At 40.8% G+C, this 20,865-nt stretch carries 21 protein-coding genes and 1 pseudogene; 2 read left to right on the top strand and 20 right to left on the bottom strand.

The features are described from left to right. Positions 1 to 331: 331 nt before the first annotated feature. The 5 genes and pseudogenes from AAEY98_RS14320 to AAEY98_RS14340 all read right to left on the bottom strand — a co-directional run. A pseudogene (locus AAEY98_RS14320) lies at positions 332 to 598 on the bottom strand (IS3 family transposase); the annotation flags it as partial. Positions 599 to 735: 137 nt separating this feature from the next. Then, the gene (locus tag AAEY98_RS14325) at positions 736 to 1,350 is read right to left on the bottom strand and encodes a Cap15 family cyclic dinucleotide receptor domain-containing protein (protein WP_182723712.1); all 615 of its coding nucleotides are present in this window, start codon (positions 1,348 to 1,350) and stop codon (positions 736 to 738) included. Then, a complete protein-coding gene (locus tag AAEY98_RS14330) occupies positions 1,343 to 1,717 on the bottom strand; it encodes a mCpol domain-containing protein (protein ID WP_182723711.1) in 375 nt (124 codons plus the stop codon). Before AAEY98_RS14330 ends, AAEY98_RS14325 begins: the two co-directional genes overlap by 8 nt. A gap of 255 nt (positions 1,718 to 1,972) precedes the next feature. Continuing rightward, the gene (locus tag AAEY98_RS14335) at positions 1,973 to 3,826 is read right to left on the bottom strand and encodes a UvrD-helicase domain-containing protein (protein ID WP_351017757.1); all 1,854 of its coding nucleotides are present in this window, start codon (positions 3,824 to 3,826) and stop codon (positions 1,973 to 1,975) included. Further along, positions 3,826 to 6,099: an AAA family ATPase gene (locus AAEY98_RS14340; protein ID WP_182723709.1), complete on the bottom strand. Its 2,274-nt coding sequence runs from the start codon at positions 6,097 to 6,099 to the stop codon at positions 3,826 to 3,828. Before AAEY98_RS14340 ends, AAEY98_RS14335 begins: the two co-directional genes overlap by 1 nt. 389 nt (positions 6,100 to 6,488) lie before the next feature. On the opposite strand from AAEY98_RS14340, the gene AAEY98_RS14345 reads away from it, so the two are divergent. Both AAEY98_RS14345 and AAEY98_RS14350 read left to right on the top strand, forming a co-directional pair. Continuing rightward, positions 6,489 to 6,623: a zinc ribbon-containing protein gene (locus AAEY98_RS14345; protein WP_182723708.1), complete on the top strand. Its 135-nt coding sequence runs from the start codon at positions 6,489 to 6,491 to the stop codon at positions 6,621 to 6,623. Between the two features lie 40 nt (positions 6,624 to 6,663). Beyond that, positions 6,664 to 6,795, top strand: a complete 132-nt coding sequence (locus AAEY98_RS14350) for a hypothetical protein (protein ID WP_257984938.1) — start codon at positions 6,664 to 6,666, stop codon at positions 6,793 to 6,795. Positions 6,796 to 7,027: 232 nt separating this feature from the next. Here AAEY98_RS14350 and glmS read toward each other — a convergent pair whose 3' ends face one another. From glmS to rsmG, 15 genes are all read right to left on the bottom strand, one after another. Beyond that, positions 7,028 to 8,857 carry a glutamine--fructose-6-phosphate transaminase (isomerizing) gene (gene glmS / locus AAEY98_RS14355; protein ID WP_101087342.1) on the bottom strand — a complete coding sequence of 610 codons (1,830 nt, stop codon included), beginning with the start codon at positions 8,855 to 8,857 and terminating at the stop codon, positions 7,028 to 7,030. Between the two features lie 37 nt (positions 8,858 to 8,894). Next, the gene (locus AAEY98_RS14360; RefSeq protein WP_101087343.1) at positions 8,895 to 9,665 is read right to left on the bottom strand and encodes a DeoR/GlpR family DNA-binding transcription regulator; all 771 of its coding nucleotides are present in this window, start codon (positions 9,663 to 9,665) and stop codon (positions 8,895 to 8,897) included. A gap of 154 nt (positions 9,666 to 9,819) precedes the next feature. Then, entirely contained in the window at positions 9,820 to 11,184 is a 1,365-nt protein-coding gene (gene glmU / locus AAEY98_RS14365; protein ID WP_351017762.1) for a bifunctional UDP-N-acetylglucosamine diphosphorylase/glucosamine-1-phosphate N-acetyltransferase GlmU, read from the bottom strand. Positions 11,185 to 11,332: 148 nt separating this feature from the next. Further along, entirely contained in the window at positions 11,333 to 11,761 is a 429-nt protein-coding gene (locus AAEY98_RS14370) for a F0F1 ATP synthase subunit epsilon (RefSeq protein WP_101087345.1), read from the bottom strand. 36 nt (positions 11,762 to 11,797) lie between these two features. Next, entirely contained in the window at positions 11,798 to 13,189 is a 1,392-nt protein-coding gene (gene atpD, locus AAEY98_RS14375) for a F0F1 ATP synthase subunit beta (protein WP_101087346.1), read from the bottom strand. Between the two features lie 35 nt (positions 13,190 to 13,224). Then, positions 13,225 to 14,085: a F0F1 ATP synthase subunit gamma gene (gene atpG / locus AAEY98_RS14380; RefSeq protein ID WP_101087347.1), complete on the bottom strand. Its 861-nt coding sequence runs from the start codon at positions 14,083 to 14,085 to the stop codon at positions 13,225 to 13,227. Between the two features lie 53 nt (positions 14,086 to 14,138). Next, positions 14,139 to 15,680 carry a F0F1 ATP synthase subunit alpha gene (gene atpA / locus AAEY98_RS14385; RefSeq protein WP_101087348.1) on the bottom strand — a complete coding sequence of 514 codons (1,542 nt, stop codon included), beginning with the start codon at positions 15,678 to 15,680 and terminating at the stop codon, positions 14,139 to 14,141. A gap of 14 nt (positions 15,681 to 15,694) precedes the next feature. Then, the gene (gene atpH / locus AAEY98_RS14390; RefSeq protein ID WP_101087349.1) at positions 15,695 to 16,228 is read right to left on the bottom strand and encodes a F0F1 ATP synthase subunit delta; all 534 of its coding nucleotides are present in this window, start codon (positions 16,226 to 16,228) and stop codon (positions 15,695 to 15,697) included. Positions 16,229 to 16,244: 16 nt separating this feature from the next. Next, positions 16,245 to 16,715, bottom strand: a complete 471-nt coding sequence (gene atpF, locus AAEY98_RS14395; protein WP_101087350.1) for a F0F1 ATP synthase subunit B — start codon at positions 16,713 to 16,715, stop codon at positions 16,245 to 16,247. Between the two features lie 37 nt (positions 16,716 to 16,752). Next, a complete protein-coding gene (gene atpE, locus AAEY98_RS14400) occupies positions 16,753 to 17,004 on the bottom strand; it encodes a F0F1 ATP synthase subunit C (RefSeq protein WP_011639455.1) in 252 nt (83 codons plus the stop codon). Between the two features lie 65 nt (positions 17,005 to 17,069). Beyond that, on the bottom strand, positions 17,070 to 17,864 hold the full coding sequence (gene atpB, locus AAEY98_RS14405; protein ID WP_101087351.1) for a F0F1 ATP synthase subunit A: 795 nt from the start codon (positions 17,862 to 17,864) through the stop codon (positions 17,070 to 17,072). A gap of 12 nt (positions 17,865 to 17,876) precedes the next feature. Beyond that, complete coding sequence (locus tag AAEY98_RS14410) at positions 17,877 to 18,260, bottom strand: ATP synthase subunit I (RefSeq protein WP_101087392.1); 384 nt, start codon at positions 18,258 to 18,260, stop codon at positions 17,877 to 17,879. 225 nt (positions 18,261 to 18,485) lie between these two features. Next, positions 18,486 to 19,367, bottom strand: a complete 882-nt coding sequence (locus AAEY98_RS14415) for a ParB/RepB/Spo0J family partition protein (RefSeq protein ID WP_351017765.1) — start codon at positions 19,365 to 19,367, stop codon at positions 18,486 to 18,488. 9 nt (positions 19,368 to 19,376) lie between these two features. Continuing rightward, positions 19,377 to 20,165: a ParA family protein gene (locus tag AAEY98_RS14420; protein ID WP_101087353.1), complete on the bottom strand. Its 789-nt coding sequence runs from the start codon at positions 20,163 to 20,165 to the stop codon at positions 19,377 to 19,379. 62 nt (positions 20,166 to 20,227) lie between these two features. Further along, positions 20,228 to 20,848 (bottom strand): 16S rRNA (guanine(527)-N(7))-methyltransferase RsmG, encoded by a 621-nt coding sequence (rsmG, locus tag AAEY98_RS14425; protein WP_101087354.1) that lies wholly within the window; start codon positions 20,846 to 20,848, stop codon positions 20,228 to 20,230. Positions 20,849 to 20,865 lie beyond the last annotated feature (17 nt).

The raw sequence follows: 20,865 nt of genomic DNA on the forward strand, positions 1-20,865 counted from the left end.
ATATCTCTCCAGATAAAATTTTGTATTGAAAACGTCTAAGCAAGTGGCCATCTTCACTTCGCCACTACAGAACCACTATTCCAAGGTGAGGAAGCGATAGTGAGAATATCATTTGTCACCTTCGCCTTCAGACAATAATTAATTGAATAGGAATAAACCCGTAAATTAAATTACACATATTTACCTGTCTTGCGTGTAATTATACATGAGCTAGATAATTGCGTGTAATTGGAGGTAACAATAAGTGATTGGAATTTTTCTAGACCAGAATTAGCAGAGCATTACCTTATGCGGTTAACGGCGTTTTTCAAGACAGTTGTCGCCTAAATTGTTAAGTAGCTTTTTTATGTTGCTCTGGATTTAACGCCACAGCGCCTATTGGCTGCCAGTTTCGCTCTTCTTTTGACCACCGCTCTGGATGTTCATTTCTTTTTGTCTGATACAACGCTTTTCGCTTCGCCAGTATTCCAACATCAAGACCATCATGTCTCTGGTTTGGTGTCACAAACTTAATCCTGCTATGGCGATGCTCGCTGTTGGACCAATAAACAAATTCATTGACCCATTTACACGCTTCATCTAACGATTTAAAACCTTCGCGGTAAGCGTCCGGTAAACTACGCCTTGCCTAGTTTAACCTGCCAGGGTAAGAGTGTAGTGGTCGAGTTAAATTGGCCTCTACTGTGGGGCTGGAGGTTAAACACCTTCGGTTATCCGATTAGGCAAAAATTCCGATCAGTAGAAGGATATATCCTGATCTACGTCAGTGCTCATTTGTTTAAACCTAATTCTTCCCGTACTTTTTCTATCTGTAAAATAACACCCTGACAATTCCAGTGCACCTTGAGAATTACTATCAACTTTACGAATATCAAAAATAGTAGAACCTATATATGAACTCCAGTCAGGGTTCTTTGGGACGGATCGATACATATAATAAAGTTTAGGTTCTCCTCCCTCGATAGTTGGAGTCGTTTCTAAAGTAATAGATTTTGACGTTTCAGTATGGATATTTATTTGTGTTTCCAAAAGTGTTTGCTTAATTAGCACTCGAACAGATATTACCAATCCTGTTTGAGTTGTAATTTCACCTTCCCATGTACCGTTTAGATCAGGGTATAAAGAAGGGTTTAACTTTTTGAATAACTTCCAAATTGGCCTAGCAAAAAAGTTAGTTGTAATAACAATGATTATAAGAAATGCCACCCATGGGGCTATGCTGACTACCTTTATAATCGATAGGTCGTTGATCCAATAGCTTTGTAAAAACTCATAAGCACCGATACTTATTATTGTTGTTATCATTGCCACGTATTTTAACAGTGACTTAAAATCAATAATCCTAAACATATTTATTTAAAACCGAAAAGTTATGCAGGCAGTACTTACCACTGCTTTTAGCCGAAAGTAGTGCTATGTATGACTCCTGTAACGTTGCCCCAAGACCTGCAGAGAAACGTAATTCAGGTTCTGCTATAGATTTAATTTCTTCAAATAAAATTATTTCATCAACAGTTTCATCTTCTGAATAGCCAGCAACGCCATCTGCGGCACAAAATATGATGTTGAAACCTCGAGAGTTTAGAAAGTCAGAGATTAATGACGTTTTTTCATTTACCACTTGGTTGATTCTTGAAAGCTCACTTACGTCATTTTTCAAATATGATGATGTAATCATCTGACCAATATCATCACCATCAATTGTTATATACATCATATATTTTCGTCTTCGTTTAAATTATGCCATTCTACTTTACATGAAACTCAAAGCATATGGTTTTGCCTAACAGCTTATGGAACTGCTCGCCAAATAAAGTCGGCCGCTTAAGTTATTGATTAATACCATCTTAAATACGCTATATTATTGATATAAGAGGATAAATTATTAGCAAAAACTAATAACAAACCGAGATATCCTAAATAAAATGTTTATGAAATCACCAATAAAATTTATTTAATACAATATCAATCGCTACAACATTACAATTTCCTCATCCGTAAACCATTCTTGCTTTAAGGCATTTTCTTTCACCTTATTAGGTTCACTTGTGTAAGCAATTATTGCCAGACTTTCTTCTGCTCGACTGCAAGTCACATAAAATAATCGTCTAGTGCGGTCAATACTAGTTTCTTTGCCATTTACCTGATTATCAACATCTGATTTTGTAGGGGATTTAGCACCGAATAACTTTTCATAGCTAAAAAAATTTCCACCGGCATCCTCATCATCAAGAACTACTATGGCGCGCGGAAACTCGAGTCCTTTTATCCCCTGATGCGTCCCAAAACGGGATTTATCAGAGATGTAATTTACATATTCTTTGAATTCACTGAAGGAAGATGTTAATGCCTTATCCCAAGCATCAATGATGGGGTCAATATCTTCGTCGGCAATCTCGAAGTCTTTTTCTTGTCTGTCTGCAATTGTTACTAGAATGTCGGGTACTTTGAATAATCCACTGCGATTAATTTCTTTGAGAATACTTTGTAACGTTGGACTAGAATCGTTTTCCCATAGGGCGTAAAGCGCATCTACTGCTTCTTTCGCTTTTTTAAATTCAATTTTGGGGTTTTCACTATTTTCAAATTGTTCCTTGAACATTAACGGAGAGTGTTTGTTGAGTATTCGTGATACCGAAAATTGATTATTAACTTCTATGTTGTTAATTAACGGCAGAACCCTTTCAGAAAAAAAAGTAATACTAGATAGAGTCCCGTCTAGTAAGCCAGTTCTCAGTTTACCGACGTACAGAGCGTTGAAGAAATCTGAAAAACTACCACGCTGAGCCGCCATATGGTGCTCTAAGGTCAGAGTTTTATTTTCCTTTGGATCGGCCCAGAGCTTGTCATTAGTAAATTCAGCCATTTTTTTGCAAACAGCGTCTTCAAATGAGGTTTTATCAATGGGCTGGCTGGTATCTGCAATGAATAGCCTTACAAAACCTTCATTTTCTTTAGCAGGTTCTTGCCGATTTTTATCAACATCCTCTCGAATTTTATTGATGAGTTTGACGACTCGACGTGGGCTTCTGTAATTGTAGATTTTCTTAGGGGTCAGCCAATCATCAGGCAAATCCCGTCCTAGGTCTACCTTTCCATCCATGTAGATGCGCTGCATGGTGTCGCCAAAAAGCCCAAGTGAAAATTGAGTTTTATGCATTTGCTGAACTGTAAAAAGTGCTTCGATTAATTCTTTTTTCGTGTCTTGGCTTTCATCCAGTAGTAAAACTGGAAATTTACGCGTCAAAATTGTTTGCAGAAGCGGACGACTTGCGAGTAATTCCGCTGTCAATGCTATTACCTCTGCATGATTAAGCGAATCTTTGCCCGAGTTCTCTCCATTGGGGTTGTAGGTGAATTTTCGAATTGTATTGAGTGACTCAAGCCGTTTTCGTTTTGACGCTATTTGCCTAGGCCTATCTTCAGCCGCTTTTGATCCTGCTCGTCCTTTGCTTTGCGCTACTTCAAGTTCATCAATGTCATTTTGAAGGCGTACTTTAAGCAAAACCTTAATATCATGTGTATGTGGCTTAATCAACTCCCAAGCAAAGCTATGAATAGTCGATACATTAAACGCAGGGTCAAAATCCAGCCGTCGTTTTATTTCATCACAGGCTGCATTGGTATAGGTGATAATTGCCACTTGTTGTGCATTAACTCGTAAGCGATGAATATTATTTTTACGAAACCGTTTTAGTACTTCGACCAATGAACGAGTCTTCCCTGATCCTGCACCTGCAAATAGAAAAAAACTTTTAGGCTGGTCGAGGTCAAGACAGCTATAGATTTCATCATCAACAGCTTTTGCGTCGGTTACATCTGTCATTACACATCCTCCGGCATAACTAACGACGGAGTTATCAAAGATGCATCATTGATTAGCATAGTTTTAAGCCAATCAAGGCCTTCTTTAATATATGTGGGAGGTTTAAGTGAATTTGGATCGGTGGTGTAAAGCAACTCCAGAGCCATTTCAGCCTTCTTAGCATTCTTATCGAGCGCATTAAACATGTCTTTGCAGGCCTCATCAAGCGTTGCTTTTTTTACGGCTGCGGCCATTTTCTTTACGAGGCCAGTGCTATCAGTTATTGCTTTAAACATCATGAGATTTTCTAGTACTAAAGCGTCTTCAAACGTATACGGAATAGCATCCTCATCTTTTCCTGAGAGATATTGAATCTTTGTACTACAGGGATAAGCTACCCGAACCAATCCTTTGTCAGTTATTTTTTCTTCAGGTGATGCTTCCAAGACTTCATCTAAAGTAGCTTTTTGGGGCGCCCAGTTTTTTAATGTATCGTTTCCTGTTCTCAGGTTTTGCCCACTCATCGGTCGTACTTTACTAGTGGATTCTGTATCAATTGAATCAAGATCGGTGATAACAAGCGTGGGAATACCCAAGGCCTCAATTAACGGGCGTAATCTATGCGCGTGGCTACCGCCGATCTCCAAAAGAGAGATATAGCTTCTCTCTAACTCTGGATAGTGATTTCTAATGAAGTGAGGAACCAGCATACGTTCTACCGGACCTTCAACAAGAATTGCAGCATCAGCAAAAAATAAGTCACAATGTGTCGTTTTTAAGTATCGAGTTGCAAACTTTGACGTATCAGTCCTATCACCAAATATTGTTTTCATGCTAACGACTGAGGCAAAAGGTATTTCTAGCACGCTTGCCAGCCTCTTTCTCTGGAAATAACGTAAACCTGTGAAGTCTGTCTCATGCGCAATGTGGCTTGAATGTGTGCTTACTACCATCTGGCTAGAAAATTGATGCTTATCCTTCAAGTCGGTATGGTTGCGCAATACGCCATATGCCTTCTTAATAAAGACCTGCTGCACTTGTGCATGCAGGTGTGCCTCTGGTTCCTCAATAAGCATTAAGTGCAAAGGTTCTATCGACGTATTACTAATGTTTACCCGCTTACCTACTTTTCCAACACGCATCCATTCATCACGAAAGCGGATCAGATTAAAAATCATAGAGATCAGGTTTTGATAACCTAAGCCGTTGTACTTTTCGGGCAGACATAGATTATTGACCGAGGAGTCATCACTGCGTACAACTTTAAATTGAACGGCTGAGTCATGATTTAGCCCTTCAATAGGGTTAACTTTACTCGCTAATAAAATCTGTGGATCACTAAAGCCTGGATAATTCAGATCTTCCAGTTCACCAATTGCGACACTAAAACTGCTCTTCAATTTCTGATCGAACGCTGTTCTCGCAGCTTCCATGGCCTCAAGAGCGTCCAAATCGCTTGCATCTGGAAGCTCGCTTGGGTCTAAATGCTCATTAAAGTAATGTCGTAATTGCGACGAAAGGCGGCGGTCTGTATTCGCAGTTCCCTCGCCTGAGTTCGGATCAGAGAATCCTCTTTGAGCGTTGATTATGTCTATTTTGAAGAGGCCATCAAAAGGGTCGCTTTCAAGTGGTTCCATCAATTCTGTAAACAACTGTGGTAGATCTAATTTTGCATGTGTGGGGTCTAACACATAAGCATTAACAGCGAAGAAATCTTGTAGCTTTCTATCCAAAAAGTCATGCATCGACGTAGGCCATAAGGTCAAAGCTGATACAAAATCGGGAGTCTTGTCTTTGTCTTTTTGTTTTTCGGTTCTGCGTGCAGCTAAGGTTTCTTTGGCTGCTGAATAAGCGGCCATAAATGATTTATAAAGAGCTTCTGGATCTTTCGGTTCTAGAATTAATCTAACACCCAATAGGCCTCCATCCCAATCTAGAGTTGGTAGAATGTGACTAACGTAGTGTATTTGCGATTCGTCTACGTTAAGCCAAACATCTATGGCCGGTAATAATGATCGCCAAGAATCTAGTGATAGATCTGCCGGTTTTCCTTCGGTAGTACGAGAAAGCCAATCATTGGCAATTTTATTAATTTCAGCCCAATTAGATAATGTGATGTCTGTGGTGCAAACTTCTTTGCGCTTAGATTTTTTTAGAAACATAATCAGCGCATCCATAGCGGAGGTTTTCCCGCTATTGTTCGCTCCAACTAGAATTGTACTTTTATCCGCCAGCTCAACTCGACATGTTTTTAATTTACGAAAGTTCTGAATATCAATATGGGAAATTTTCAATTGGGAAATCCTTTTGTCCTTTTGATTTTATGCATAGCTGAGTTTTTCCTAAATAAAACTCACCGATTTTTATAAATTCGCATTTAATTGTCCTTTTTTTCGTCAAAAAATGACCATTGCTCAGACTATCAGACAATTTCTAGACTGTCTGTTTCTCGTTCAACACAGCCCCTATAAATTTATTTTTTAACACATTTTGAGGGCAAAAACGTTTTAACAAAGTTTAATATCAAACGAAATATGATGATGCCCTTAATGCATAATCATTGGAATGATTTCTATTAAGAATCTGCTTAAAAATAACTCTTGCATTGTTCTTTTTTTGACCCAATATAGGATTCAATAATACATTTTGTATTATTGAATTCAGTTATCAAGGAGATATATTTATGTCGAGCACAGGCGAAAAACCAGGGAAAGGTGTTTATACATGTAAAAAGTGTGGGCAAAAAGTCATTTTAGATGATAACTCCGATACACTTCCTCCTTGCCCTAAATGCGAAGCAACTAACTACACGCCTTAAAATAATGGCCTTATATAAACTTATACATGAGGTGAGCGTCATGAGCATAAAACCAGGCCCTAAGCCAAAAGCTGAATCAACAGGTAAAACAGATCAAAGACGTAGTGTTACCCCTGAGAATAAATCTAAACATCCAAGTTTAGATACGCATAAACATAAACCGGGTAAATAGTTTTGCGTTACAAACGCTATCGTCCTGGAATTTAACTACCCATGACTATTGCATTAACATAACTTTTTATCTTAAAAAAAAAGCGACCACTCAATGAGTCAGTCGCTTTTTCTTAGTTTCGAACATTTCACAGTAGCTAACTTGTTTAGTTTCTAACTTTTCAGTTAGTAGCTATCTTTATGACTAGTTTCGAACTCTATTTAACTTCCACATTAATAATTAAATCAAAACCTTATTCAACTGTAACTGACTTAGCTAAATTGCGTGGTTGGTCTACATCAGTACCTTTAATTAATGCCACATGATATGACAATAACTGTAATGGAATAGTGTAAATTAACGGTGCCATGAACTGATCACAATGTGGTACCTGGATAACTTTCATGGTGTCGTCTGATTCAAACTCAGCATCCACATCGGCGAACACATACATTAGTCCGCCACGAGCACGCACTTCTTCAACGTTCGATTTAAGCTTTTCGAGTAATTCATTGTTTGGCGCAACCACGATAACTGGCATATCGGCATCAATCAAAGCTAATGGACCGTGCTTTAACTCACCAGATGCGTAAGCTTCTGCGTGAATATATGAAATCTCTTTTAGCTTTAATGCACCTTCCATAGCGATGGGGTATTGATCACCACGGCCTAAGAATAATGCATGTTGTTTGTCGGCAAAGTCTTCTGCTAATTCTGCAATTGCATCATTTAAGCCAAGTGCTTGTTCCACTTTTGCTGGCATTGATAACAAGCTTTGAGTAATAGCGGCTTCCATGTCGCTAGACATGCCATTATGACGGCCAATAACCGTTGTTAACATTAACAAGCCAGCTAGTTGAACGGTAAAGGCTTTAGTTGATGCAACACCAATTTCTACGCCAGCTTTCATCATGTAAGCCATGTCAGATTCACGTACTAACGATGAACCAGCTGAGTTACAAATAGTTAAGGTGGCTTTGTAGCCCATTTCTTTTGCTAGGCGCATTGCCGCTAATGTATCTGCTGTTTCACCAGACTGTGAAATAGTCACTAATAAGCTATTTGGGAATAAGTGCGACTTGCGATAACGGAACTCAGATGCAATTTCAACATTACACGATACGCCAGCCCAATCTTCTAACCAGTAACGCGCGGCCATGCCTGCATGATAACTGGTACCGCAGGCAATAATTTGCACGTGTTTAATGTCTTTTAAAAATTCAGCAGCATTTTCACCAAAAGCTGAATCTAAAACCTTACCCCCCGCAATACGACCTTCTAGAGTATGTGCAATGGCGGTTGGTTGCTCGTAAATCTCTTTCAGCATGTAGTGACGGTATTCACCTTTGTCACCGGCATCATGAGTCACTTCCGACTCTTTCATTTCGCGCTGAACTGCGTTGCCATTAACGTCAAAAATGTTAACTTCACGGCGTGTAATTTCAGCAACGTCACCTTCTTCTAAAAAGGCAAATGAACGTGTTACAGGTAGTAATGCTAATTGATCTGAGGCAACAAAGTTTTCACCTAAGCCGTAACCAATCACTAATGGGCTTCCGCTACGGGCAACAACCATACGTTCGCTATCACGACGGTCGATAACAACTGTACCATAGGCACCTTCAAGCTGTTTTACTGTCGCTTGTACTGCCACTAATAATGTCGCTGCTGTCTTTAGTTCATGATGAACAAGGTGACAAATAACTTCGGTGTCGGTGTCTGATGAAAATACATAACCTAAACCTTTTAACATCTGGCGCAATTTACCGTGGTTTTCAATAATACCGTTATGAACAACGGCAATATCACCTTCAGATAAATGTGGGTGTGCATTGCGTTCGCTTGGCTCACCATGAGTTGCCCAACGAGTATGGGCAATACCGGTGCCGCCACTTAACGGTGCGGCATCAAGTGCAGACGACAACTCTTGTACTTTACCAACGCGGCGAGTACGGCTTAACTCACCTTGATGGATAACAGCAATGCCAGCTGAGTCATAACCACGGTATTCTAGACGACGTAAGCCCTCTACTAAAATTTCTGCAACATCCCTTTGCGCCACTGCGCCTACGATTCCACACATGTTAGTTGTTTCCTTTACTGTTTCAATTTAATTTTGTTTACTTAGTGTATGGCGCGAGTATGACTCTGACGCCATGCGCTGAAATAGTGTTAACGGCTTCTTGGGTGATGTTGTCGTCGGTAACTAAGACATTAACCACATCCCAAGGTAATTCTAGATTAGGGATCCGTCGGCCAATTTTAGTCGACTCTAATAACACCACGACTTCACGAGACATTTCAGCCATTACTTTACTTAAGCCGGTTAGTTCGTTAAATGTGGTGGTGCCACGATCGAGATCAATGCCGTCGGCACCGATAAAAAGTTGGTCGAAGTTATATGAACGTAATACTTGCTCTGCCACTTGGCCCTGAAAAGACTCTGAGTGAGGGTCCCAGGTGCCACCGGTCATCAATAATGTCGGCTCATTTTCAAGTTCATGAATGGCGTTTGCCAATTGCAATGAATTAGTCATCACCACCAAGCCGCGCTTGTCATTTAGCTGTTGCACAAGACCTGAAGTCGTACTGCCGCTGTCAATAATAATTCGGTTATGATCACGAATAAGCTCAGCGGCTTTAGCTGCAATAGCTTGCTTGTTTAAAGACAGTTTTTCATTGGTAATTTGAGTCATTTCTTGAGGTACAGGCACCGCCCCACCATAACGTCGTAACAATAGCCCATGAGTTTCAAGCATGGCTAAGTCTTTGCGAATAGTGACTTCTGAAGTGGCAAATAGATTTGCTAGCTCATCGACACTGACTTCGCCTTGTTCATTAACCAATTTAATAATCGAATGGCGACGTTGCTGGGTGTTACGTTTAGTCATTTAAATTAACTATCTTTCATATAAGTTTCGAAACGAAAGATATTTTAGCACCAAATGAAACTTTATCTAGATCTTATCGCTCAAAAATTGAAATAAAAGTACAAAAAAAGCCTCTGACATATGCAGAGGCTTTTAGATTTTAGAATATTAAAGCTTATTTTTTTATTTTAACTGGACGTTGCCAACCGGTAATATGGCGCTGTTTAACGCGTGTAATCACCAGTTCATTTTCTGCTACATCTTTGGTTATGGTTGAGCCGGCACCTAACGTGGCATTTTTGCCTATGGTAACAGGCGCAACTAACTGGGTATCACTACCGACGAATACACCATCCTCAATAGTAGTAATAAACTTATTGGCACCGTCATAGTTACAGGTAATAGTACCGGCACCGATATTAACGCCTGCGCCAATTTGTGCATCGCCTAAATAAGCCAAGTGGCCTGCTTTTGAACCTTTACCTAATACACTCTTTTTAATTTCAACAAAGTTGCCTATATGAGCATCTTCTTTAAGCTCTGCCCCTGGGCGTAAGCGAGCAAAAGGTCCTGCGCTCGAAGCTTGTCCAAGCTTAGCGCCTTCAACGATAGTATAAGGTTTAATTTCGGCATTATCGGCAATGTCGCAATCAATCAAAATAGCACCAGCACCAATTGTGACGTTATTACCTAAGGTCACTTGACCTTGAAAAATAACGTTAACATCAATCATCACATCCATACCAACAGTCACGTTACCGCGAATATCAATACGGGCAGGGTCGCGTAAATTAGCGCCTTCAAGCATCATTTTTTCAGCAGCTCGAGCTTGGTAAGCTCGCTCTAACTGCGCAAGTTGTACGCGGTTATTAGCACCTTCAACTTCAATAGCTGATTGTGGTTGTGAGGTAGTAATTTCAACACCATCGGCATTAGCCATGGCGATAATGTCAGTTAAATAGTATTCGCCTTGAGCATTATTATTAGATAAACGATTTAACCATGCTTTTAACTGCTTACCGGGTACCGCCATAATGCCGGTATTCACTTCGTTAATGGCTAACTGCTCAGCATTAGCATCTTTTTGTTCAATAATTCCGACGACTTTACCCTGTTCACGCACAATACGACCATAACCTGTTGGATTAGGTAAATTGACCGTTAAGATAGCAAGACCATTAGCAGGACGAACGGCTAATAATGCTTCTAAGGTCGATTGTTGAATTAGTGGCACATCACCATAAAGAATCAATACCGTGTCGTCGTCGTTAATATTTGGATTAGCTTGGGCAACGGCATGGCCAGTACCTAGTTGTTCTGCTTGCAATACCCAATTTAATGCTTGCTCACCTAAAGCTGCTTGTAATTTATCTGCACCATAGCCATACACTAATTGAATAGCCGATGAGCCTAATGAATTGGCAGTATCAATAACATGTTGCACCATACTTTTATGGGCAATGGGATGCAGCACTTTAGGCAGATCTGAGCGCATCCGAGTTCCTTTTCCTGCAGCTAAGATCACAACATTTAACGACATTGAGCATTCCTTTAATGAACAGATAGAGATTTGCAGACATTTTAGCGGAATACGAACCAAAGTGAAAATAAAGGCGCTAAGTTAGCCAGTAATAGGCAATAAAAAAGGCGACTCGTAAGAGTCGCCTTTTAAGCGTCAAATAATCAGATTATCTGGTGATATTTTTCTTGATGCATTCAACAACACGTAATTGAGCCATAGATTTGGCTAATTCGATTGCAGCAGCTTCATAATTGAAGTCAGTGCCGGCATTAGCAATTGCTTGCTCTGCACGTTCTTTGGCTTCTAAAGCAGCTTTCTCATCAATATCATCGGCACGTAATGCTACATCAGCAAGCACTGAAATTGCAGTAGGTTGTACTTCAAGTAAACCACCTGATAAATACAACACTTCTTCACTGCCATCTTGCTTGATAAAGCGCGCCATACCAGGCTTGATTTTTGTCAGTAACGCAACATGGTTAGGCATAATACCTAACTCACCTTCAGCACCATTAACTTCTAAAAAGCTAACTTGGCCATGGAAGATGCTGTTTTCGGCACTAACAATATCAAGTTGGACTGTTTTGGCTGCCATCAAGTTCTCCTTAAAGAACTAAGCTTTACGGCCTAGTTATTTCTTTTTGTTAGCTTTTTCGACAGCTTCATCGATTGAGCCAACCATGTAGAACGCTTGCTCTGGGATGTGATCGAACTCACCTTCCAAGATACCCTTGAAGCCACGAATTGTGTCTTTAAGAGAAACGTACTTACCTGGAGAACCAGTGAAGACTTCTGCTACGAAGAAAGGTTGAGATAAGAAACGCTCAATCTTACGTGCTCGGAATACCATGGTTTTGTCATCATCTGACAATTCATCCATACCCAAGATAGCAATAATGTCTTTCAGCTCTTTATAACGCTGTAATACAGTTTGTACACCGTTTGCAACATCATAATGCTCTTGGCCAACAACCTGTGGATCTAACTGACGTGAAGTCGAATCCAATGGGTCAACCGCTGGGTAAATACCCAAAGATGCAATTTGACGAGACAATACAACAGTCGCATCTAAGTGAGCGAAGGTTGTTGCTGGTGACGGATCAGTTAAGTCATCCGCAGGTACATATACTGCTTGTACAGAAGTAATCGAACCAGACTTAGTTGAAGTGATACGTTCTTGAAGAACACCCATCTCTTCAGCTAGTGTTGGCTGATAACCTACTGCAGAAGGCATACGACCTAGTAGTGCAGATACTTCAGTACCCGCTAAGGTGTAACGGTAAATGTTGTCCACGAACAACAATACGTCACGACCTTCGTCACGGAACTTTTCAGCGATACTCAGGCCAGTTAACGCTACGCGTAAACGGTTACCTGGAGGCTCGTTCATCTGACCATAAACCATGGCTACTTTGTCTAATACGCCTGAATCTTCCATCTCGTAGTAGAAGTCGTTACCCTCACGGGTACGCTCACCAACACCAGCGAAAACAGAAAGACCAGAGTGAGCTTTAGCGATGTTGTTAATCAGTTCCATCATGTTGACTGTTTTACCAACACCAGCACCACCGAACAGACCGACTTTACCACCTTTAGCGAAAGGACAAACAAGGTCGATAACCTTGATACCCGTCTCTAATAGCTCAGTTGAATTTGACTGATCTTCGTATGAAGGGGCTGCACGGTGAATAACATAACGCTCTTCTTCACCAATAGGACCCGCTTCATCGATAGGCTCACCCAATACGTTCATAATACGGCCAAGGGTTGCAACCCCTACCGGAACAGTAATTGGTGAACCTGAGTTTGCTACCTCTAGACCACGACGCAGACCATCAGAAGAACCCATAGCGATGGTACGAACAACACCACCACCTAGTTGCTGCTGAACTTCCAGCACCAAACCATTACAGGCGCCTTCACCAGTGATCTTCAGAGCGTCATATACTCGAGGTACAGAATCTTGTGGAAACTCTACGTCCACAACCGCGCCAATTACTTGGACAACAGTACCTGTGCTCATGATTAATCCTCTAAACTTGATTTCGTTACCTAAACCTAAACCGCTGCAGCGCCTGATACAATTTCCGACAGTTCTTGCGTAATCGCAGCCTGACGGGCCTTGTTATAGACGAGTTGCAAATCATCGATCATTTCGCCAGCGTTGTCTGTTGCCGCCTTCATAGCTACCATACGGGCAGCTTGTTCAGAGGCAATATTCTCAACAACACCTTGATATACTTGAGACTCTACATAACGAGTTAACAATAGATCTAAAACTTCTTTTGGATCTGGCTCGTAAATATAATCCCAAGGATAACTAGCTACTTCTTCATCTGACTTAGGTAAAGGTAGCAGCTGTTCGATCACCGGAGTCTGGGTCATTGTATTAACAAACTTGTTAAACACAATGTACAGACGATCCAATTTACCTTCGTTGTAAGCTTTTAACATGACACGTACTGTGCCAATCAAATCAACAAGTTTTGGCGCATCGCCTAAACCTGATGCATGGGCGGAAACTTCACCACCAAAGCTTTTAAAAAACTGAACAGAACGGGCACCAATTGGGCAAAACTCAACGTCTGCACCTTGTTCTTTCCATTTTTTAACGTCTGACACAACCTTTTTAAAGAGGTTGACGTTCAAACCACCACAAAGGCCACGGTCGGTTGCTACAACAATGTAACCAACCCGCTTGGCATCTCTCACCTCTAAATAGGGGTGTTTATACTCGAGAGTACCTTGCGCTACGTGACCGATCACCTTACGCATATTTTCTGCATATGGACGGCTAGCTGCCATGCGTTCCTGCGCTCTGCGCATTTTGCTGGCGGCAACCATTTCCATAGCGGAAGTGATCTTCTGAGTATTTTTAACACTCGCGATCTTGGTTTTAATCTCTTTAGCGCTGGCCATCTCTACTCTCCAATCTGGGACCTGAGGTGCCTAATGACACCCCGTGTTCATTATTACCAGGTTTGGGTTTCAATGAACTTGTCCATGCCTGCCTTTAACTCACCTTCGATATCAGCGTTATAATCGCCAGTAGCATTGATGGTGTTCATTAGGTCAGCATGTTGACTGTTCATGTATGAAAGCAGAGAGGCCTCGAAGCGACCGATTTCATTTAAAGCAACACCTTTAAGGTAGCCTTTTTCAGCTGCGAAAATAGACACAGACTGGGCAGCAACGCTCATAGGAGCATATTGCTTTTGCTTCATTAATTCGGTTACACGCTCACCATGCTCAAGTTGAGCACGAGTTGCATCATCTAAATCAGACGCAAACTGTGAGAACGCAGCAAGCTCTCGATACTGTGCAAGTGCAGTACGAATACCGCCAGACAGTTTCTTGATGATTTTAGTCTGCGCAGCACCACCAACACGAGAAACTGAAATACCTGGGTTAACTGCTGGACGTAGTCCAGAGTTAAACAAATCAGTCTCAAGGAAGATTTGACCATCTGTAATAGAAATTACGTTAGTCGGTACGAACGCTGATACATCACCAGCTTGGGTTTCAATAATAGGCAAAGCGGTTAACGAACCGGTTTTACCTGTTACTGCACCTTTAGTGAACTTTTCTACATAATTCACGTTTACGCGTGAAGCACGCTCTAATAAACGAGAGTGTAGATAAAAAACATCACCTGGGTATGCTTCACGTCCTGGTGGACGCTTTAATAGTAGTGAAATTTGACGATAAGCAACTGCTTGCTTAGACAAATCATCATATACGATTAAAGAATCTTCACCGCGGTCACGGAAGTATTCACCCATAGAACAACCAGAATATGGCGCTAAATATTGTAGTGCGGCAGCTTCAGAAGCTGAGGCAACAACAACAATAGTGTTAGCTAATGCACCATGTTCTTCAAGCTTGCGTACTACGTTAGCGATGGTAGAAGCTTTCTGACCAATAGCTACATAGACACACTTAATGCCTGACTCTTTCTGGTTGATAATTGCATCGATTGCCATCGCTGTTTTACCAGTCTGACGGTCACCAATAATCAATTCACGTTGACCACGACCAATAGGGATCATGGCATCAACGGCTTTATAACCAGTTTGAATTGGTTGTGATACTGACTTACGTTCAATAACACCTGGGGCAATCACTTCAACAGGAGAGAAACCATCGTTGTCGATAGGTCCTTTTCCGTCAATAGGCTCACCTAGAGTGTTAACAACGCGGCCAAGTAGACCACGACCCACCGGTACTTCAAGAATACGACCAGTGGTTCTTACTTTATCGCCTTCTGCTAAATTAGCATAAGGCCCCATTACTACGGCGCCGACAGAATCACGTTCTAAATTCAACGCGATTGCAAAACAGCCACCAGGCAGTTCGATCATTTCACCTTGCATTACATCGGCTAGGCCGTTAATGCGAATGATGCCGTCACTTACTGCAACGATTGTACCTTCGTTGCGAGCTTCACTAACGACGTCGAACTGCTGGATCCGCTGCTTAATCAGATCGCTGATTTCAGTGGAATTCAGTTGCATGCTCAAACTCCCAATTACGACTGCAGCTTTTCAGACAAACGCGATAACTTACCGCTTACCGAGCCATCAATGACTAGGTCGCCTGATTTAATAATTACACCGCCAATAAGCGATGCGTCGATGCTGCAATTCAGCTTAACTTTGCGTGCGAGACGTTTCTCTAAAGAAACACTAATTTGCTGCTGTTGCTCAGAGCTTAGCTCAGTAGCAGAAACCACATCGGCTTCAACTTCTTTTGCCCACTCATTACGGTATTCAGCAAAAAGTAGCGATACTGTTGACAGTATCCCTAAACGACCGTTTTCAGCCATTACCTTTATCAGGTTTTGACCTTGCTCATTGACTTGCTCACCGCATACTTTTATAAAAAGTGAGGCAAGTTGTGTACTCGCGAGAGTACCATTAAGCAGTGGCTTTATTGATTCGTTTTCACTTACCAATGAAGCGAAAGTTAACATTTCTGTCCAACTTTCTACTGCTTTATGCTCAACAGCAAAATCAAAAGCTGCCTTTGCGTAAGGGCGAGCGATGGTGCTTAATTCAGCCATAACTCAACTCCCTTAATCAAATTTCAGCAACAAGTTTATTAACTATGTCACTGTGGGCTTCTGGATCTATCACGCGTTCAAGAATTTTCTCTGCACCAGCGATAGCTAGTAGAGCAACTTGCTTACGCAAATCATCTTTCACGCGATTACGTTCGTTTTCAATTTCTGCTTGACCCTGAGCGATAATTTTAGCTCGCTCAGTTTGCGCTTCAACTTTAGCTTCTTCAACGATTTGAGCCTTACGCTTATTAGCTTGCTCAATAATTTCGTTGGCAGTTACTTTTGCTTCTTTTAGTTGCTCAGTAGCTTTAATTTGTGCTAACTCTAGATCTTTTGCTGCACGGCCGGCATCAGCCAGACCATCAGCAATTTTCTTCTGGCGTTCTTCGATGGCATTCATCAACGGAGGCCATACAAACTTCATGCAAAACCACACGAAGAGAATAAAGGCAACCGTCTGACCGAATAGGGTAGCGTTGAAATTCACAACAGCCTCCTAGTTAGATTAAAGACAGAAGCGTTAGTTAAAGCATTGCACCCAATGGGTTAGTAAATAGCATAAATAGCGCAATACCTACACCAATCATAGTTACGGCATCTAGAAGACCCGCTACGATGAACATTTTAACTTGTAACATAGGCGCCATTTCTGGCTGACGAGCTGCACCTTCTAAAAACTTTCCACCTAAAAGGCCGAAACCAATAGCTGTTCCTAATGCACCCATACCAATGAGTAGAGCAACAGCAATTGCCGTCATTCCTAATACAGTTTCCATATCTATCTCCAATATTCTAAATCGTTGTTATTAATGATTTAGGTCAAAAAAATTTTCGGTTACCCTTAGTGATCTTCATGCGCCATGCTTAAATAAACAATGGTCAACATCATGAAAATAAATGCTTGTAAAGTAATAACTAAAATATGGAAAATTAACCAACCTAGTTGTAATCCTACACCTAGAGCAGATAACGCCACGTTAGAACCGTACATCAATGCAATAAGGATAAATATCAACTCACCAGCGTACAAGTTACCAAATAGTCGTAGAGCCAATGAAATCGGCTTCGCAACTAAAGTTACTGTTTCTAATAATAAGTTGACGGGTATCATTGCCCAATGGTTAAAAGGCTGAAATGTTAGTTCTTTAACAAAACCTGAAACACCTTTGACTTTAATGCTGTAATAAATAATCAGCACAAACACACCAAGAGCTAAGCTGAAGGTAATGTTAACGTCTGTAGTCGGGACAACTTTTAGGTATGGAACACCAGCTAATAAAGCCAGTGAAGGTAACCAATCGACTGGGATCATATCCATGAAGTTCATCATGAAAATCCAGACGAAAATTGTCAGAGCTAAAGGCGCAATAACAGGATTGCGGCCGTGAAAAGTTTCTTTCACACTGCTATCAACGAACTCAACAATCATCTCGACAAAACATTGAAATTTGCCAGGAACGCCTGTGGTCGCTTTTTTGCCGGCACGGTAAAACAGCCATAAGAACAACATTCCAAGCCCAACCGAAAAGAGCAACGAATCAATGTTCCAAGTCCAAAATCCTTCACCAACTGTTAGATTGGTAAGGTGATGTTGGATATAGCTCTGCTGTGTCATTTCTTCACCAGTTGCAGACATGATTCATCCCACTTAACTTTGCTTGAAATATAAAGGTGCTATCCAATGTACAACTAACACTAATGAGTAACAGGTAAAAAGCGGCATAAATCCAACTTTTATATTGATAAACACTAACGAAAATAATGCAATGGTTAATAGCATCTTTACCGCTTCCCCCCAGTAAAAGCTTTTAATCACTTTTGCTGCAGAGCTTGCCCCACTATGTGAGAAAGCTAGGGTTGCGAATACAAAATTAGGAAGTACAGCAATTACGCCACCTGCTAGCGCAGATAGGCCATACTGTGCTCCCCACATAACGAAAAATAGTGTTGAAATAATACACGCGACTGTCGCTTGTACCAGCACTAATTTATAGGCTGCTAACCTGCCACGACGCGCTAAAACATTACCCAACTTCATATCTCCGCATTATTGCCTTTCGCGGTCCTAATGTTAAATTTAATATATTAAACTAGCCTTAAGATTCAAAAAGCCTGCAAAGTATACCTTTTCGCGCTTTGTTTGCAACTTTGATGATAGTAAAACAACGATTTTACGCACGATTCAGCGCTAAATAATCAAAAACTAAAATTAGAGCTATGTCACAAACTTACTAATGAAATTGGTTTGTTGCACATTTCAGCGGATTTTACTTAAAATTCCGTCTAATTCAGCTAGATTCTGGTAATTTATTACAATGTTGCCTTTACCTTTACTACCATGATTGATTGCAACCTTGGCACCGAGTCTTTCAATTAACTCTTGTTCTAAACGACTAACATCATGATCTTTAGCTGGTGTTTCGGCGTCTTTAGCCGGATTTAGGGCTTTATTAACTAATCGTTCAGTTTCTCGAACAGTCATTTCTTTTGAGGCCACTAATCGAGCTAAATTAGTCTGTTCATCGCCTTCTACCGCCAATAAAGCCCGCGCGTGGCCCATGTCGATATCACCATTTTCCAACAAACGTTTAACAGGCTCATTAAGGCTATTTAAACGCAATAAATTAGACACACTAACACGGGATTTACCAACTGCATCAGCCACTTGTTGATGAGTTAATTCAAATTCTTCTAATAATCGTTGCAAGGCAATGGCTTCTTCCATTGCATTTAAATCTTCACGTTGAATATTCTCAATTAGCGCGATAGCGACCGCAGCATCATCAGCTACTTGCTTTACAATACACGGTACTTTATCAAGTTTGGCTAGTTGAGCTGCACGCCAACGACGTTCACCGGCAATAATTTCATAATTAGTTGCAGATATTTTACGAATAATAATAGGTTGTATAACACCTTGAGCACGAATTGATTCAGCTAGCTCTTCTAGTGCTTCTGGCGACATATCTTTACGTGGTTGATATTTACCTGGTTGTAATAAATCAAGATCAAGGTGTAGTAAGTCATTTAACGTTGCAGATTGCTGCTCTTCTACTTGATCATTTTTACGACTAGCAGTATTACTGTGGCTTAATAAGGCATCCAAGCCTTTACCTAAACCGCGTTTTTTTATGGTCATTTTTGTATCCTACGCTTGTTTGGGTTGAGTTTGCTGTTCTGCACGACGGATTATTTCACCTGCCAGGGCTAAATAGGCTTTAGCTCCGGCACTTGATTTGTCGTAATACATGGCAGGTGCACCAAAACTAGGTGCTTCAGCTAAACGAACATTTCGCGGTATCACAGTGCGATACACTTTCTCACCAAAATGCTGTTTGAGTTGATCAGATACATCATTAGATAAACGATTTCGCGGATCATACATAGTCCGCAAAATGCCTTCTATGCTTAATGTAGGGTTAACCATGGCGCCTAACTTTGTAATAGTGTCAATTAACGCCGTTAAGCCTTCTAAGGCATAATATTCGCATTGCATTGGCACGAGTACAGAATCAGCAGCCGACATGGCATTTACAGTTAACATATTGAGTGATGGCGGGCAGTCAATAAAGATAAAGTCATAATCATCTTTGATCGGTGCTAATGCGTTGCGTAAACGGATCTCACGCGCATAAAATTCCATTAATTTAATTTCAGCAGCAGTGACATCACCATTACCCGCGATCAAATCATATTTACCTATGGTATTTTTAATGACTATTTCGGCAAAGGGTTTTTCTTCGACTAATAATTCATAAGCGGTGTTATCGACTTCATATTTATCGACACCACTGCCCATAGTCGCATTACCTTGAGGATCTAAATCGATCAACAACACTTTACGCTTTGTGGCGGCAAGTGATGCGGCTAAATTAACGCAAGTTGTTGTTTTTCCAACGCCACCTTTCTGGTTGGCTACGGCAATGATTTTACCCACAATGTCATCCTGTCTTAAAGTTATTGATGTCCGGTTAGCTTAATTAGCGAAAGAAATGCGAGTTATTGCTTAGCAATTTTTAATAAATGTCGCTGTTCATCTAACGTTGGTACATGCAATACAATGGTTTCTACCAACAAAAATCCTGTTGGCATATCTTGTAATTCTTGCTGATTTAACTGGCCTTTTAACGCATAAAAAGTGCCTTTCTCAGTCGGTAAATGATGACACCAACTGAGCATATCTTGAATAGATGCAAATGCTCGACTTAACACACCATCAAATTTAATCTCTGGGTTATAAGCTTCAACACGGCTTTCTACCGAGGTAATATTATTAATTTTTAATTCAAATTGAACCTGTTTTTGAAAACGGATCCGTTTACCTAAACTGTCTAACAACACAAACTGCTTATCTGGATTCATAATCGCTAATGGGATCCCGGGTAAACCAGGGCCAGTTCCCACATCGATAAAACGTTGTCCTTCAAGATAAGGAGAAACGGTTAAACTGTCCATAACATGACGGATTAACATTTGCTCAGGATCACGAACGGCGGTGAGATTATAAGCCTTATTCCATTTATCAAGCATTTCAACAAAACCTATTAATTGTTTTTGTTGTAATTCAGTGGCCGACATATTCATTTCAGCTAAATAGGTTTTAAGTTGGGCAGATAACACAGAAAGCCTCGTAGGTT

It is taken from the genome of Shewanella sp. AC91-MNA-CIBAN-0169 (assembly GCF_040310165.1).
In the GTDB taxonomy this organism is placed as follows: domain Bacteria; phylum Pseudomonadota; class Gammaproteobacteria; order Enterobacterales; family Shewanellaceae; genus Shewanella.